This window comes from Enterococcus sp. HY326, from assembly GCF_026157065.1.
GTDB lineage: Bacteria > Bacillota > Bacilli > Lactobacillales > Enterococcaceae > HY326.
Window position 1 is genome coordinate 20,615 of record NZ_JANLGQ010000005.1, and the last position, 14,686, is coordinate 35,300.

At 41.7% G+C, this 14,686-nt stretch carries 13 protein-coding genes; 4 read left to right on the plus strand and 9 right to left on the minus strand.

What is annotated here, in order from left to right:
- Positions 1-97: 97 nt before the first annotated feature.
- The 5 genes from ORH16_RS12880 to purR form a co-directional block, all read right to left on the minus strand.
- Positions 98-889, minus strand: a complete 792-nt coding sequence (locus ORH16_RS12880) for a helix-turn-helix transcriptional regulator (protein WP_265459257.1) — start codon at positions 887-889, stop codon at positions 98-100.
- 216 nt (positions 890-1,105) lie between these two features.
- Entirely contained in the window at positions 1,106-2,074 is a 969-nt protein-coding gene (locus ORH16_RS12885) for a ribose-phosphate diphosphokinase (protein WP_265459258.1), read from the minus strand.
- Between the two features lie 85 nt (positions 2,075-2,159).
- On the minus strand, positions 2,160-3,548 hold the full coding sequence (gene glmU, locus ORH16_RS12890; RefSeq protein WP_265459259.1) for a bifunctional UDP-N-acetylglucosamine diphosphorylase/glucosamine-1-phosphate N-acetyltransferase GlmU: 1,389 nt from the start codon (positions 3,546-3,548) through the stop codon (positions 2,160-2,162).
- Between the two features lie 275 nt (positions 3,549-3,823).
- The gene (locus ORH16_RS12895; RefSeq protein ID WP_265459260.1) at positions 3,824-6,094 is read right to left on the minus strand and encodes an LPXTG cell wall anchor domain-containing protein; all 2,271 of its coding nucleotides are present in this window, start codon (positions 6,092-6,094) and stop codon (positions 3,824-3,826) included.
- A 386-nt stretch (positions 6,095-6,480) separates the two neighbouring features.
- Positions 6,481-7,299, minus strand: coding sequence for a pur operon repressor (purR, locus tag ORH16_RS12900; RefSeq protein ID WP_265459261.1), 819 nt, complete (start codon positions 7,297-7,299; stop codon positions 6,481-6,483).
- A gap of 239 nt (positions 7,300-7,538) precedes the next feature.
- On the opposite strand from purR, the gene ORH16_RS12905 reads away from it, so the two are divergent.
- Positions 7,539-8,060: a methyltransferase family protein gene (locus tag ORH16_RS12905; RefSeq protein WP_265459262.1), complete on the plus strand. Its 522-nt coding sequence runs from the start codon at positions 7,539-7,541 to the stop codon at positions 8,058-8,060.
- Between the two features lie 78 nt (positions 8,061-8,138).
- On the opposite strand, the gene ORH16_RS12910 is transcribed toward ORH16_RS12905, so the two are convergent.
- Positions 8,139-8,546, minus strand: a complete 408-nt coding sequence (locus ORH16_RS12910) for a hypothetical protein (RefSeq protein WP_265459263.1) — start codon at positions 8,544-8,546, stop codon at positions 8,139-8,141.
- A 21-nt stretch (positions 8,547-8,567) separates the two neighbouring features.
- Positions 8,568-9,023, minus strand: a complete 456-nt coding sequence (locus tag ORH16_RS12915) for a LytTR family DNA-binding domain-containing protein (RefSeq protein WP_265459264.1) — start codon at positions 9,021-9,023, stop codon at positions 8,568-8,570.
- Between the two features lie 255 nt (positions 9,024-9,278).
- Between ORH16_RS12915 and ORH16_RS12920 the strand changes: the two genes are divergently transcribed.
- The 3 genes from ORH16_RS12920 to ORH16_RS12930 all read left to right on the plus strand — a co-directional run bounded on the left by ORH16_RS12920 (position 9,279) and on the right by ORH16_RS12930 (position 13,034).
- On the plus strand, positions 9,279-9,917 hold the full coding sequence (locus ORH16_RS12920; protein WP_265459265.1) for a GntR family transcriptional regulator: 639 nt from the start codon (positions 9,279-9,281) through the stop codon (positions 9,915-9,917).
- A 140-nt stretch (positions 9,918-10,057) separates the two neighbouring features.
- Positions 10,058-11,314 carry a quaternary amine ABC transporter ATP-binding protein gene (locus ORH16_RS12925; RefSeq protein ID WP_265459266.1) on the plus strand — a complete coding sequence of 419 codons (1,257 nt, stop codon included), beginning with the start codon at positions 10,058-10,060 and terminating at the stop codon, positions 11,312-11,314.
- Positions 11,307-13,034 carry an ABC transporter permease/substrate binding protein gene (locus ORH16_RS12930; protein WP_265459267.1) on the plus strand — a complete coding sequence of 576 codons (1,728 nt, stop codon included), beginning with the start codon at positions 11,307-11,309 and terminating at the stop codon, positions 13,032-13,034. The genes ORH16_RS12925 and ORH16_RS12930 overlap by 8 nt, the downstream gene beginning before the upstream one ends.
- 131 nt (positions 13,035-13,165) lie before the next feature.
- Here ORH16_RS12930 and ORH16_RS12935 read toward each other — a convergent pair whose 3' ends face one another.
- The gene (locus tag ORH16_RS12935; protein ID WP_265459268.1) at positions 13,166-13,999 is read right to left on the minus strand and encodes a metal ABC transporter permease; all 834 of its coding nucleotides are present in this window, start codon (positions 13,997-13,999) and stop codon (positions 13,166-13,168) included.
- Positions 13,972-14,652, minus strand: coding sequence for a metal ABC transporter ATP-binding protein (locus ORH16_RS12940; RefSeq protein WP_265459269.1), 681 nt, complete (start codon positions 14,650-14,652; stop codon positions 13,972-13,974). Before ORH16_RS12940 ends, ORH16_RS12935 begins: the two co-directional genes overlap by 28 nt.
- Between the last annotated feature and the right edge of the window lie 34 nt (positions 14,653-14,686).

The window sequence follows — 14,686 nt, forward strand, 5'->3', positions numbered from 1 at the left end:
ATTTGACTTTTTTTCTCCTATATCGCTAAAAATTAGAATTCTGACAACCAACTAATACTAGTTTCTTCTATTAAGTATAGCTACATTTTTTTGCTTCCTAAACGATATATTTAATGACTGCCTGCTCAGTTAGGACTTTAAAATACTCCCCACCTGAATCTAAGCTTGCTATGATAGTTTTAAAATCCTCAGCTTCTCGAGGATTTTTAAGTGGGACAAAATCATAATTTCCCTGTTGCGTTCGATAGGCAAAGGCCCAAGGATTTCCGGCGGTCAATTTAGTACTGTAGGCTTTCCCGAAAACAACATATTTCATCTCTGTAAAAGGAAAGAAATGGACTTTTTCCTCTTCTAACCATTCCATAATTGAGAAAAAACCTATACCATTCTCATTTAACCAATAGATTTGATAGTTATAAGTTGGAAATAATTTTAAAAATTGCTGTGCTTGTCCGTTAATTGTTGGTATATATGGTCCAAAATAGCCGGGGATAATCGCTTCTTGAACAATATGCAGCCAATATAAATTTTTAAAAAAATCAGGACGGGTGGCTAACTTATCAGCAAAACATTGTTGGATAAATTGCTCTTTTTCCTCTTTTAGATTGGCTTGCCTGTTAAATGCTGATAAGAATTTCTGCTGTAACTCTTTTTTATTGATTGGTTGTAACATCTTTTTGCGCTCCTTTGCCACCCCAAGCAAATCATCCACAGAAAAATTGTAAAAAGCAGCTAAAAGTGTCAGACTTTGCAAGTCTGGCAAGCTCTTATCCAGCTCCCATTTGGACAAAGTTTGACGGGAAACTTTTAATTTTTCAGCAACCTCTGCTTGGGTTAGATTGTGTTCGCTGCGAATTTTTTTTAATTGTTCACCAATGGTTACTGTCATCTTAAACTGCCTCCCGAAATATTTTCAATCCTTTGCGATGCAAAAATTTAGCGCACAGGCAAATCTATCCCGCAACGAATTGATGCAACCTGATTCTATCAGTATTTCTCATTACCAAAATTGTACCTTTCTTTTTTCAGCTTGTCCAAAAACAAAAAAACACCTACAAAGGTTCTCCATCTGGAATGGTCCTTTGTAGGTGCTCTATAATTCAGCTTATTTTTTTGTTTCAAAAAGTGGACTAACTGGTTTATTTTCGTGGATGCGTTTGATAGCATCTGCCATTAGTTCGCCGACACTGATTTCATCGATTTTTTCGATTTTTCGGTCAGCAGGTAGGTTGATTGAATCTGTCACCACTAAACGCTCAATTGCAGAATCTTGAATTCTTTCAATTGCTGGGCCGGAAAGAACCGGATGAGTACAAGACGCATATACCATTTTAGCGCCAGCCTCTTTTAATGCGTTGGCAGCTAAGGTAATTGTACCAGCTGTGTCAATCATATCGTCAATGATTACACAAATTTTGCCGTCGACATTTCCAATGATGTTCATCACTTCAGCGACGTTTGCTTTAGGGCGACGTTTGTCGATAATTGCGATTGGCGATTTCAAATATTCAGCCAATTTACGGGCACGAGTTACACCGCCGTGGTCTGGAGATACAACGACCACTTCATCGCCGCCGATACCTTTTTCCATAAAATAATTTGCAATCAGTGGTGCACCCATTAAGTGATCCACTGGGATATCAAAGAAACCTTGAATTTGTGAGGCATGTAAATCTAAAGTCAGCATGCGGTTAGCACCGGCTTTTTCAATCATATTTGCTACCAATTTTGCTGTGATTGGTTCACGGGACCGCGCTTTGCGATCTTGTCGAGCATAGCCGTAATAAGGCATGACCACATTGATTGTTTTTGCACTGGCACGTTTTAATGCATCAATCATAATTAAAAGTTCCATCAAGTTGTCGTTGACTGGACTGCTAGTTGATTGGACGATGTAGACGTGGGAGCCACGAATACTTTCTTCAATGTTGACTTGAATTTCACCATCACTAAATTGGGTGACTGATGACTTTCCGAGTTCCACTCCAATTGTTGCGGCAATTTTCTCAGCCAGGGGTTTGTTAGAGTTTAGTGCAAAAATTTTCAACCGAGGGTCAAAATAATGTTTCGACATGGTTACCTCCACTTTCTTTTTTGACAAGGACTTTTTTCATACACCATACATAGTAGTCATTTTCCAGTAAGAAATCAAGGGATTCTTAATCTTTTAGCGAATCATTTAAATAAGGAAATTTTTTAGCAAAATCCGCCTTGTTTACTTGGCGGGCACGACCAATTCCCATGCCGTTTACCGGCACATCATCAGTGATTGTAGAACCAGCTGCTGTAATCGCATGCTCACCAATTGTTAATGGAGCAATCAAGTTGGAAGCTGAGCCGATAAAGCTGTTGTCGCCGATAATAGTTTGATGTTTATTTTTCCCATCGTAATTGACAAAAACGACACCACAGCCGACATTAATATCTTTTCCGAGAATCGCATCCCCCACATAAGTCAAATGACCAACTTTAGTATCTGCACCAATCGTTGCCTTCTTCACTTCAACAAAGTTACCGATGTGCACCCGTTCGCCGATTTCGGCTTGAGGCCGCAGATGAGCATATGGACCAATGTCTGCTGCATTTTTTACGATGCTTTCTTCAATCACTGAGGCATAGACCTTCACGCCATCACCAATTTGGCTGTCAACAATTCGTGAATGGGCGCCGATTAGACAATCTTCGCCGATTTTAGTGTTTCCCTGCAGCTGAACCCCCGCTTCGATTACTGTATCTGAACCGATTTCGATATCGGCATCCACATAAGTTGAATCAGGATCAATAAAACTCACTCCGTTGACCATATGTTGGCGGTTAATGCGAGCCCGCATCAGACGGTTGGCTTCTGCCAGTGCCATCCGGTCATTAACCCCTAAGGACTCCTCGAAGTCCTTCGTTTGATAGGCTGCGACAATTTCACCATCCGCTTTTAAAATTTCAATAATGTCGGTTAAATAATATTCACCTTGGGCATTGTCGGTGCCAATTTTTTTCAGCGCTTCAAAGAGTTTTTCATTATCAAAACAGTAAGTCCCTGTATTGATTTCAGTCACTCGAGCCTCTTCGTCAGTTGCATCCTTTTGTTCCACAATCCGGTCCACAATGCCAACATGGTCACGAATAATCCGGCCATAGCCAGTTGGGTCCGCAGCATCAGCGGTTAAAATCGTCGCGCTAGCCTGCTTCCCTTGATGATATTCAATCAAATGGTCCAAAGTTTCCGCCGTCAGTAACGGCGTATCACCACTGATTACCAAGGTTGTACCTTGTTTGCCTTCTAAAAATTGGGCCGCCTGCATCACAGCATGACCGGTGCCTAATTGTTCCGCCTGTAAAACATACTGACTACGCTCACCTAATTGCTCTTGAACCATTTCTGCACCGTGACCGACAATTGTCACAATTTCAGTTGGTTTAGTTTCAATCACACGATTGATAATGTGCTCCACCATCGGTTTGCCAGCCACCGGATGTAACACTTTATATAACTTCGATTTCATGCGGGTACCTTTGCCCGCTGCCAGAATAATTGCGTAACGATTTTCCAATATATTCACTCCTGCTATTTAGTTTGCTGCTATTATTATACATGAATTTGCGGGCCTTGGCTTGCAAAAAACGAATGAAGTTTCTTAAATCACTTCTATTATAAAAGGATTACGGATTGAAAAGAATATTGATTGAATAGTCCACCACTCAAATTATTCTTTTCTTGCTAAATTACCAGCACTAAATTTTTACAAAAAGTTTTAGAAGTCTGGTCAAACACAGTAAGAACAAAAATAGGCAATCGCCCCTGCGAGCAATTGCCTATAAACAATTCTTATTTCATGTTAAAGATTTTTTCTTTTTTCCAGACAGCTAGAGCCATCAAGGTTATAGCTATACCGAAAGCAATGTAGATAGCGTCATTGTTTTCTTCGCCTGTTTGCGGTAATTTTCCGGTGTCGTCTGGCGTTTTGCCAGTGGCAGCAGCAATCGTCATGGTGACAAATGGTTGCTCAGATGTAAGAGTTGGAAGATTCCCAACATAAAACTTATTCAAATCTGAAATCATTTTTTCACTCGGCTGATAAGCATAGCTGATATTGACCGTTCCTGCTTGCAGAGCAGTCCAAGTCCCACTATCTGAAACATTCAGATAGGTGGTATCATAACCTAAAACATAAGTTCCATCAAAGGCGACATCGCCTTCACCGGTAAAATCAACTGCTAATGTAAAGGTGCCAGTATCACCAACTGTTACCAGCTCAGGTGCTGTTAATGTCATTCCTCTTGTTATGGTCCAACCATCAGCAACATCAAGCTTTTCTAGAGAAGTCATCGTCAAGGTTTTTATTCCTGTTGGCACGCTTGTTCTCGTATTATTTGTTGCTGCACGAGTAGCCGTTGGTGTCGTGCTACTTGTAGAATCAGTAGTAGATGATTCTGTTGTTGAACTTTCGGTTGATGAAGTAGTATCTGTACTTGTACTGCTTGTTGAGCTCGAAGTTCCACTCGTTGACGTTTCGCTAGTAGATGTACTAGTTGACGATGAGTCAGTGGTAGTTGTCTCAGTAGTTGAAGATTCATTAGTTGATGACGATCCACTCGTTTCACCATTCATAGCTGCTAGCATCTTAGAATCTGGAATATAACCATACTCGACAATAATCTGACCGGACTTTTTAGCGGTCCAATTACCATTGGCATCAATCTCAATCATCTCAGGATCATATAGAAAATGGTAGTTTCCACTGAATTCAACATCAGGCATACTAAAATCAAATTTGAATGTACCTTTGTCACCAACTTCGACAACTGGATTAGCTACATCAAACACTTCAGGCATCGTCATCGTTAAGCCTTCAGAATAAATCTCCTGAATATCTGTATTGCCATCACCAACTCGCATCAAATACCCTAACGTCCCTGTTGCTGGCATATTTTCTTCACCGAAATAAGTCTGCATGCCTGCCAGTGTTGCCTCAGTCGGTGTGTAGCCGTAATTAATTTGGAAATTACCGGCTTTTAAAGCTGTCCAATTGCCATTTTCATCAATTGTTAAAGCTGTTTCATCGTAATCCCAGACAAAAGTTCCAGCAAATGTAACTTCTTGCCCGTTATTGCCTTCTTGCAATAGGCTGACTTGTGGATTAAATTGACCAGTTTGGCCAACAACCACGTCGCCAGTTGGTGTTTCAATTGTCATGCCATAACTATAGACCGCATTTTGATCAATTGCTGCTCGAATGTTTAATTCCAACGACGGCTCTTCTTGTTCTTCTTCAGCAGCTTGTGGGGCAATTTCAGTAGTTCTTTGCGTTGCCTCTTCATCAGAAGAATTAGTTGTTTCTTCTTCACTAGAGTCAGTGGTAGCTTCTGTCTCTTGCGGAATATAACCGTAAGATACTTTGGCGGCTCCTTTTGCTAAAGCTTCCCAAGTACCGTCCGCAGCAACGGTGATTAATGCTGGATCATAATTAAAATAATAACTGCCATCATTAAAGAGACTCTCATCTTCAAAGCTGATGTCAAATTTGCCAGTGTCGCCAACGGTAATATCACTGGCTTCATTGGTCATGGTCATGCCGTCAAAAAGCACGGCCTCTTTATCCACTACTTCGATTGGCAGAGTAGCCGGTGCTTGACCCGCAAACTCCACATCCGCTAACGCACTCGCCATGCTTTCATTTGGCAGATAGCCGTATGAAATTTCTGTTTGTCCAGCTGCTATGGCGGTCCAATTGCCATCAGAGTCAATCTCTAATAAGCCAGCTTCGTCTTCAAAGACATAGCTGCCGTCAAATTCCGTTTCACCCAAATCAAAATCAATCGCAAATTTGCCGGTGTCGCCGACGCGAACTGTTTCCAGACCTCTTAAGGTCATCCCTTCAGAATAAATTTGCGCTTCTTCGCTTGATTCGCTCGTATCAGTTGAACTAGTTACCGTACTTTCCGTTGTACTTGTTGTCTCGGAAGTTGTACTGGTGGACGTTTTAGCAGATCTAGCCGCTTCAACGCCGCTCACTTGGCTGCCCACAACGGCGCCACCAACAATTAAGCCTAAACAAGCAAGTGTTGAAAATAGAAAAATCCCTCTATTCTTAGACATTTTTCTCCCCCTTTTTTCCTTTATAACCTCAATAAAAAATAATTATTTAATTTATGTCATATGTATTATCGTACCATGTTAACGCTTCTACTATCAATAGGAGATTGCCATTTATGATAATTTTTTTCGATATTTTAGCCCAAATTAAAGCTGTTAGTGATTTTTATGGAAGAAAAGCTGGCTGCTATTTTTATTTTCTGTCCCTTTGCCATAATTTAATTATTTTTTTAATTATAACTGTCAATTTTCTTTTCATTGGCTCGTTACTACTTCAAAAAAAATCAAACTATCTAAAGGTAAACAACCAGCAGCAAGCGGGTGCTTTCCTAAAAGATAGTTTGAGTATCAGATGTCTCTTGCTTAGCTTTTACAGCAGAGAGACGATTTTATTCAGTAAAATAATTTCCGGGCACTACGGAGATATTTTTCGTCGTCGTATCAACATCTTCAACAAATAATAAGGAAGTATAGTCGGTGACTGCCCGTGGACCGTTGAACTTAGTTTCCGCAAACACGGTGATGCCGACGAGGGTCGCTTCAAATTCTTCAATCAAGCTCTTCATCCCATTGACCGTGCCGCCGCCCTTCATGAAATCATCGACGACTAAAACCCGCGAGCCTCGCTTCAGGCTGCGCTTAGATAATTCCATCTTTTCAATACGCTCAGATGAACCAGAAACATAGTTGACACTGACGGTTGAGCCTTCGGTAATTTTAGAATCTCGTCTAACAATTACAAAAGGAACATTTAAATAAGTAGAAACTGCTTGGGCAATCGGCACGCCTTTTGTGGCTACCGTCATCACCGCATCGATTTCTTGACCTAAATACTTAGTGGCAATGATGCGACCCACCTGCCGCAGTAATTCCGGTTCGCCTAGCAAGTCAGATAAATAAACATACCCCCCCGGCAACAAGCGGTCTTGTTCAGATAAGCGATTGGCCAATTGGGTGATGTATTCTCGGGCCTCATTTTCACTAATCGACGGAATAAAATAGACCCCGCCAGCAGCTCCCGGAACTGTTTCTAAAATACCCGTGCCCCGCTCCTTAAAAGTTTTTTTGATAATCGCTAAATCTTCACTGATGGATGATTTAGCCGATTCATATCGCTTTGAAAAAAAGCTCAAAGATACCAAATCATGGGGATGATTCAGTAAATAATTTGTCATATCGATTAAACGTTCACTACGCCGTGTTTTCAAAATCTGGCTCCTCCCTTGTAATCTTTTCTATTATAAGGGTTTAGCAGGAAAATATCGAGTGTTTTTCTGAATTCACGAAAAATAGTTCGTCTATTAACGGTCGATTTGTTTAAATCATTGAAAATCTTTCGTCTATCTAATAAAAAATCGTCGTCAACAGATAGCTGACCACGAAAATCGATAGACTTTTTGCTGAGCTTTTGCTAATTTTAAAAGAAAACCTGTTAAGGAGCCCGCCGATGAATGCTTTTTTACTACTGATTCCTTTTTTATTCATTCGCTTTTTTCTGATGGGGCGTTTTTCTAAAAACGCACTGCAGCGAGCAGCTCATTTTGTCCCGCTACTTGGCTTTGAAAAAGCAGCCTACCTTTTGTATCAGCTGACTACCCTGCTGCTGATTTTTTATCCGCTTTTTCTCAGAATCACCATCATAAACGATTGGCTTTTTATCGCAGGAGCTGCGCTATATTTACTCAGCAATCTACTATGCCTACTGGCAAGTTATGCTTTTGCCAAGCCGTCAGCAAACGGCTTGAACACAGCCGGCTTTTATCGCTTTTCTAGAAATCCTATGTATGTCGCTTATTTTTTATTTTTTCTTTCAATTGTCTTGTTGACTCGCTCGTTTCCGCTATTGATTATTCTTGCAGTCTTTCAATTGGCTGCCCACTGGATTATCCGCGCAGAAGAACGGTGGTGCCTTGAACAATTCGGTCACAGCTACCAAGAATACCAGTCCCGAGTGCGGCGCTATTTTTAAAGGTGCCGCTGACTGCTCGTTATAATTATTTAAACCCTCAAATAGATTTTCACCTGCTATTTTTAGCTGCGAGCTGTTTTATTTGCCTAATTGATTTAATTCGGCAGCCATTTTTTTGTTTTGCTGATTGCGATAAAAATAAAATGCAATGACGTGCAAGACCAAATTCAACAATAAAATTGCCCACCAGAAGGGTAAAATTAGTTGCAACATTTCGACTGAAAATAGATAAACAGCTGTAAAACCGGCCAGAAAATTCAGGAGAGTCATCACTAAAATGTTAATTGGCGCCGACCACGTCCCATAATTCCACAGGTAAGGATACGCCACTCCGAATACGCCACCGGCGATAACAGCAATCCCGATAATATGCCAAAAATAGAACAGGTTCAGACTTACATTTCCAAATCCTAAACTCATTAGAGCTGTTAACCAAACGATTGTTAAAAAGGCACCCTGCATAAACTGATTTTTTAATTCTTTCATAATGAACACTCCTTAATTTTTTTAGCGGCTGCTAAAAGCAGCACTGGCTTCTTTAATTTGCTTTGCATAATGTCGGCTGACAGTGAGGGTCTGGCCATTTTTTAGTTGAACTTCTAAGCGGGCATACTGGCCGTTTTTGAAGCTTGCCACCTCTGCCAGATTTAAAATTACCGAATTATTAATTCGAAAAATCCCCGCTGCCTGTAAATATTCAAATTCCTTGAGACGTCCTTTAAGATAAAAGACTTGATCGTCTGTTGTGTAAACCTTTGAAAGCTGATCCATCGCTTCAATCAATAAAACCTGACTTAAAGAGATATTTTGCCGGCGTTCATTCGCCGGTTGAATCACTTCCAACAGTTGCTCTTGATGAATTGCCTTGGTCAGTTCCGCTGCCAAGCTCTGATTGACAGGATGTAGCTGAATCCCAATTTCGTTTGTTGCATACTCTTGATCCCAAAACCATTTTATTTTCATTGCCTGCCTCCTTTTGTTACTAATTTAGCACGGGCCCACGTTAAACTCTTGTCTTTTTTGGTTTGTTGCAGAAAATCTGACTTTGTTGCATTTAGTATAATGAAAAACTCTTGCTCCCGGCGCAATTTTCTAAAAAAATTCCAAAACTCGACTAATTTATCCTAGCCTGAACAGTTTTTTCCTGTTGCTTAGAAGTGATATGTTATAATGCAAAAAAATGACCATCTAAATTTTTATTTAAAGGAGTTTTATTGAATGATGGACCAGCCCAAGAAAAAAATCACCCTGCCTCGATACCAACAAATTTCTGTCGCTATTGCCGAACGGATTGCCAAAAAAACCTACCAAGTCGGCGAGAAAATCCAAGCCCGTTCAACAATTGCTACTAATTTTAACGTCTCACCGGAAACCGCCCGCAAAGCCATCAGTGTCTTGGTGGACCTTGGAATTATGGAGATGCGTCACGGCAGCGGCGCTTATGTAATTTCCCGAGAGAAGGCCCAGCTCTACTATGAGCAATACCAAGATGTGCAATCCATTCAAGAAATAAAAAATGAAATTCTGAGCAGTGTCGCCAAACAAAAAACTGAATTGGATAACGTGACTGAGCTGATGAATCAACTAGTTTCACAAATGAAACAAGTGCATAATTTTACTCCTTTTGTGCCCTATGAGTTAACCTTAAATGCACAGGCGCTACACTTGGGGGAAACCATCCAGGATTTAAATATTTGGCATGAAACCGGCGTGACTATCGTTGCCATTCAAAGTAGCACCGAACTCCTTTTATCACCAGGACCCTATGCCAAATTAAATCAAGATGACACGCTGCTTTTTGTCGGCAGTGAGCTCGGTTTGCAGCGGATGCAAAACTTTTTTTATCCAAATAATTAACTAAGGAAAAGCGTTGATATAACACGCTTTATTAAATAAAACTATTCATTTTCTGAAAAGAATCATGATACTTTGCTTTTGACAAAAGTGACCACACGATGTTAATCTAGTGTGGTCACTTTTTGTTAGGAGGAAATTTTTTGAAGAAAGTAAGGGTTGAACATTTAACCAAAATTTTTGGGAAACGGCAGCAACAAGCCTTAACCATGATGAAAGAAAATAAAAGCAAAACAGAAATTTTAGAAAAAACCGGCGCCACTGTCGGTGTTTATGACGCCAGCTTTGAAGTCAACGAAGGGGAAATTTTTGTAATTATGGGTCTTTCCGGAAGCGGAAAGTCGACTTTAATTCGTCTGCTCAATCGTTTGATTGATCCAACCGCCGGCGAAATTTACATTGACGGGGACGAAATTGCCCAAATGAATAAACAGGAATTGCGAGAAGTCCGCCGCCATAAAATCAATATGGTTTTTCAAAATTTTGCTCTGTTTCCGAATCGGACAATTTTAGAAAATACCGAATACGGCTTGGAAGTCCGTGGCGTGCCTTTAGAGGAACGTCGGGAAAAAGCTGAAAAAGCTTTAGATAATTCTGGCCTTTTATCCTTTAAAGACCAATATCCGAATCAGCTTTCCGGCGGGATGCAACAACGGGTCGGTTTGGCCCGGGCGCTGGCAAATAATCCGGAAATTTTATTAATGGATGAAGCCTTTTCTGCTTTGGACCCACTAATTCGTCGAGAAATGCAGGATGAATTATTAGACCTACAAGCAAATGTCCAAAAAACGATTATTTTTATCACCCATGATTTAAATGAAGCATTGCGAATCGGTGATCGTATCGCCTTGATGAAGGATGGTGAAATTATTCAGATTGGGACCGGTGAAGATTTCTTAACCAATCCTGCCAACCAATATGTTCGTGATTTCGTTGAAGACGTTGACCGCTCGAAGGTCTTAACAGCGCAAAATATTATGGTGCCGGCTTTGACCACCAACATTGAAGTTGATGGACCTAACGTTGCTTTAAACCGAATGCGTAAAGAAGAAGTCAGCATGCTGCTAGCTGTTGACCGCAAGCGCAAGTTAAAGGGTAGTCTGACAGCCGAGAGTGCATCAGAAGCCCGCAAAAAGAATCTGACTTTGAAGGATGTTATTGATAAAAACGTCCAAAAAATTCCGAAGGATATGTTAGTCACGGATATTTTTAATATCATTTTTGATTCACCGACGCCTTTAGCGGTGGTGGATGATGAGCGTCTGATTGGTGTTGTGATTCGCGGCAGTGTTATTGAAGCCTTGGCTGATTCTCAAGACGAGGACACGCTAGCAGAAGAAGCTCTCCAACAGGAGCAGACAGAAATGATGGAAAAAAGCGAGGTACTAACTCATGAATAATTTTTTACAGCAAAGTTTGCCGGTGGCTGATTGGGTCGAAAGTTTTTCCGATTGGGTGACCACCACTTTTGCCGGATTATTTTCTATTTTGCAAGATACCGGTGCCTTTATTATGGAGGGCATGACGAATTTATTATTACTCGTGCCACCATTACTCTTTATTTTATTGATTACCGTCGTGGCCTTCTTTATTTCCGATAAAAAATGGGGGCTAACCGGTTTTACTTTAATTGGCCTGCTCTTTATTTACAATCAAGGGCTCTGGTCTGATTTGATGAATACCTTGACCTTGGTCATCTTAGCCAGTGTTATTTCCGTTATCATTGGTGTGCCGCTAGGAATTTTAATGGCGAAAAGCGAAATCGCCAAAAATATTATCACGCCTGTCTTAGACTTTATGCAAACTATGCCGGGCTTTGTTTATTTGATTCCCGCAGTTGCCTTCTTTGGTATCGGAATGGTACCAGGAGTCTTTGCCTCAGTTATTTTTGCTTTACCGCCGACGGTTCGTTTTACTAATCTCGGCATTCGCCAAATCCCCCGTGATTTAGTCGAAGCCTCTGATTCCTTTGGTGGAACTGGCTGGCAAAAATTATTTAAACTAGAATTACCGTTAGCTAAAAGCACAATTTTAGCCGGCATTAATCAAACAACAATGCTAGCCTTATCCATGGTCGTGATCGCTTCGATGATTGGTGCCCCTGGTTTGGGTCGTGGTGTCTTGTCGGCTCTCCAAAGAGCCCAAGTCGGTAACGGCTTTGTCAATGGTCTGGCTTTGGTTATCTTAGCGATTATCATTGACCGATTCACCCAAAAAATGAATCGTCCGAAAGCTCAACAGGCTCAACGGAAAAAACTTAGCAAGAAACAAAAAGTTGGAATTTTAGCTGCCGCTGTTGTCGTCTTAGTTGCTGGTATCGGTGGTTTAACCTATCAAGCCCAAAATACCGAAAGTCGTGGCACCATCGATTTAGCCTATGTCCAATGGGATACTGAGGTTGCTTCAACTAATGTCGTGGCCGAAGTATTAACGGAAATGGGTTACACCGTAAATCTAACGCCTTTAGATAATGCGATTATGTGGGAATCAATTGCCAACGGCGAAGCGGATGCGATGGTTGCTGCGTGGCTGCCCAACACCCACGCAGCTCATTATGAACGCTACAAAGACCAAATTGATGAGTTAGGCGAAAACTTAGCCGGCGCCAAAATTGGTTTAGTGGTCCCTAGCTACATGGATGTCGATTCGATTGCCGATTTAACTGACCAAGCCAACAAGAGTATCACTGGGATTGAACCCGGAGCCGGCGTCGTTAGTGCTGCCGAAAATACCTTGGCAGCTTACAGCAATTTAGCTGATTGGAGCATGGAAACTGCTTCAACCGGTGCGATGACCGTCGCTTTAGGTCAAGCGATTGCCAATCAAGAGCCGATTGTGATTACCGGCTGGTCGCCTCATTGGATGTTTGCTGAATATGATTTAAAATATTTGGAAGATCCTGAAGGCACGATGGGGGACGATGAAACCATCAATACAATGGCCCGCCTTGGCTTAGCCGATGACATGCCGGAAGCTTATGCTGTCTTGGATAACTTCCATTGGACCGTAGAAGACATGGAAACTGTTATGAGTGCCATTAACGATGGCGCAAGCCCGTCAGATGCTGCGAAAAGCTGGATTGCTGACAATCGTGAAACAGTCGACAGCTGGATGGCTTAAAGCCAGCTAACGTTAAAATAAAAAACCGAACTAGCAATGGAAAATTTCTAAAGCTGAGAGCTCTCAGCCTAGAAGTTTTCCGCTAGTTCGGTTTTTTTATGTTCCAAGTAGTCGCCAAAAATCAGTGCTACTTATTTTTCCAAATTGCGTTTACGATAATTTAGCACCACTAGGCGTAAAAATAAATTTACGACTAAGAAAATCGCGATGAAGACCAGCGTAATCGTGGCCCCTGGTGGTGTGTCCAGATAAAAGGAGCCAAACAAGCCGCCGAGCATGCCGATAAAGCCGACAATCACACTAACTAAAATGACTGTATTGAAACTTTTGCCGACCCGCATGCCGACAGAAGCCGGCAAGACCATAATTGCCGAAATCAGTAAAGCACCGGCAATCGGAATCATCACCGCAATGGCAACCCCGGTGACCACATTGAAAAACATCGACATCAAACGTGTCGGTAAGCCATCAACATGGGCCGTGTCCTCGTCAAAGGTCAACACATACATCGGCCGTTTAAATAGAAAGAATAACACGCCGATTATCGCAAACAAGCCACCTAACACAATCACCTGCTGCCAAGTGATTGTCACAATCGAACCAAATAAATATGACTGGATGCTGGTGGAGTTACTGCCGCCATCAATACTCATCAGCACCAGCGCTAAAGCCAAGCCCCCCGCCATCAAAATGGCAATCGAAATTTCTGAATATGAGCGGTAAAGACCCCGCAAATACTCTAAAATAACGGCGGCCACCACCACGACAAATAAAGTCGTCAAATCGGGGTTTAAATTTAAAAAGAAGCCTAGAGCGACACCTGCTAAAGAGACGTGGGACAAGGTGTCCGCCATTAAGGACTGGCGACGAATAACTAGAAAGACTCCTAGCATGGGCGCAATGCCGGCAATAAAAATTGCGGCAATCAAAGCCCGTCTCATGAATTCATATGAAAGCAACGCCATTGTGAGTCCTCCTTTCTGACCAAACGGATTTGCCGGTCAGCGTATTCTTTAATATCTTCATGGTCATGGGTAATCATTAAAATGCCCTTGTTGTGCACATGGGCGTTATGTCTTAGCAAACGGTAAAACTCTTTGCGGGATTGTTCATCCATCCCGGTGGTTGGTTCATCTAAAATAAATAAATCGGGATCCGTGGCAAAAATCCGAGCCAAGCTGATGCGTTGTTTTTGGCCGCCGGATAATTCGCCGATTTTTTTATTGCGCATATTCCACATGTCCACCGATTCTAAAGCCCGCTGCACATGCTGATGATCTTTTTGGGTTAGCCGCTTGAACCAGCGGCCTCTAGAGTAGCGACCAGACCGCACGAGTTCTAGAACGGTACTGGGAAAACCAGCGTTAAACGAAGCCACTTGTTGAGGAATATAACCAATGCTGATCTGATTGCCCTCTGCATTTTTATCGGCAATCAGCACCTCGCCTTTGGTCGGCTTTAATAAGCCCAACGTCGCTTTAATCAATGTTGATTTTGCCGCGCCATTTTCTCCGGTTAAAATGACAAACTCGCCGGGATTGACTTCATAGGAAACGTCTTCGAGCACCGGCTCATCGTCATAATAAAAGGTCAAATCCTTGACTTGTATGTAGTGCATCTCACCACTCCTTGTTTCTGGGTAAACTTTTATA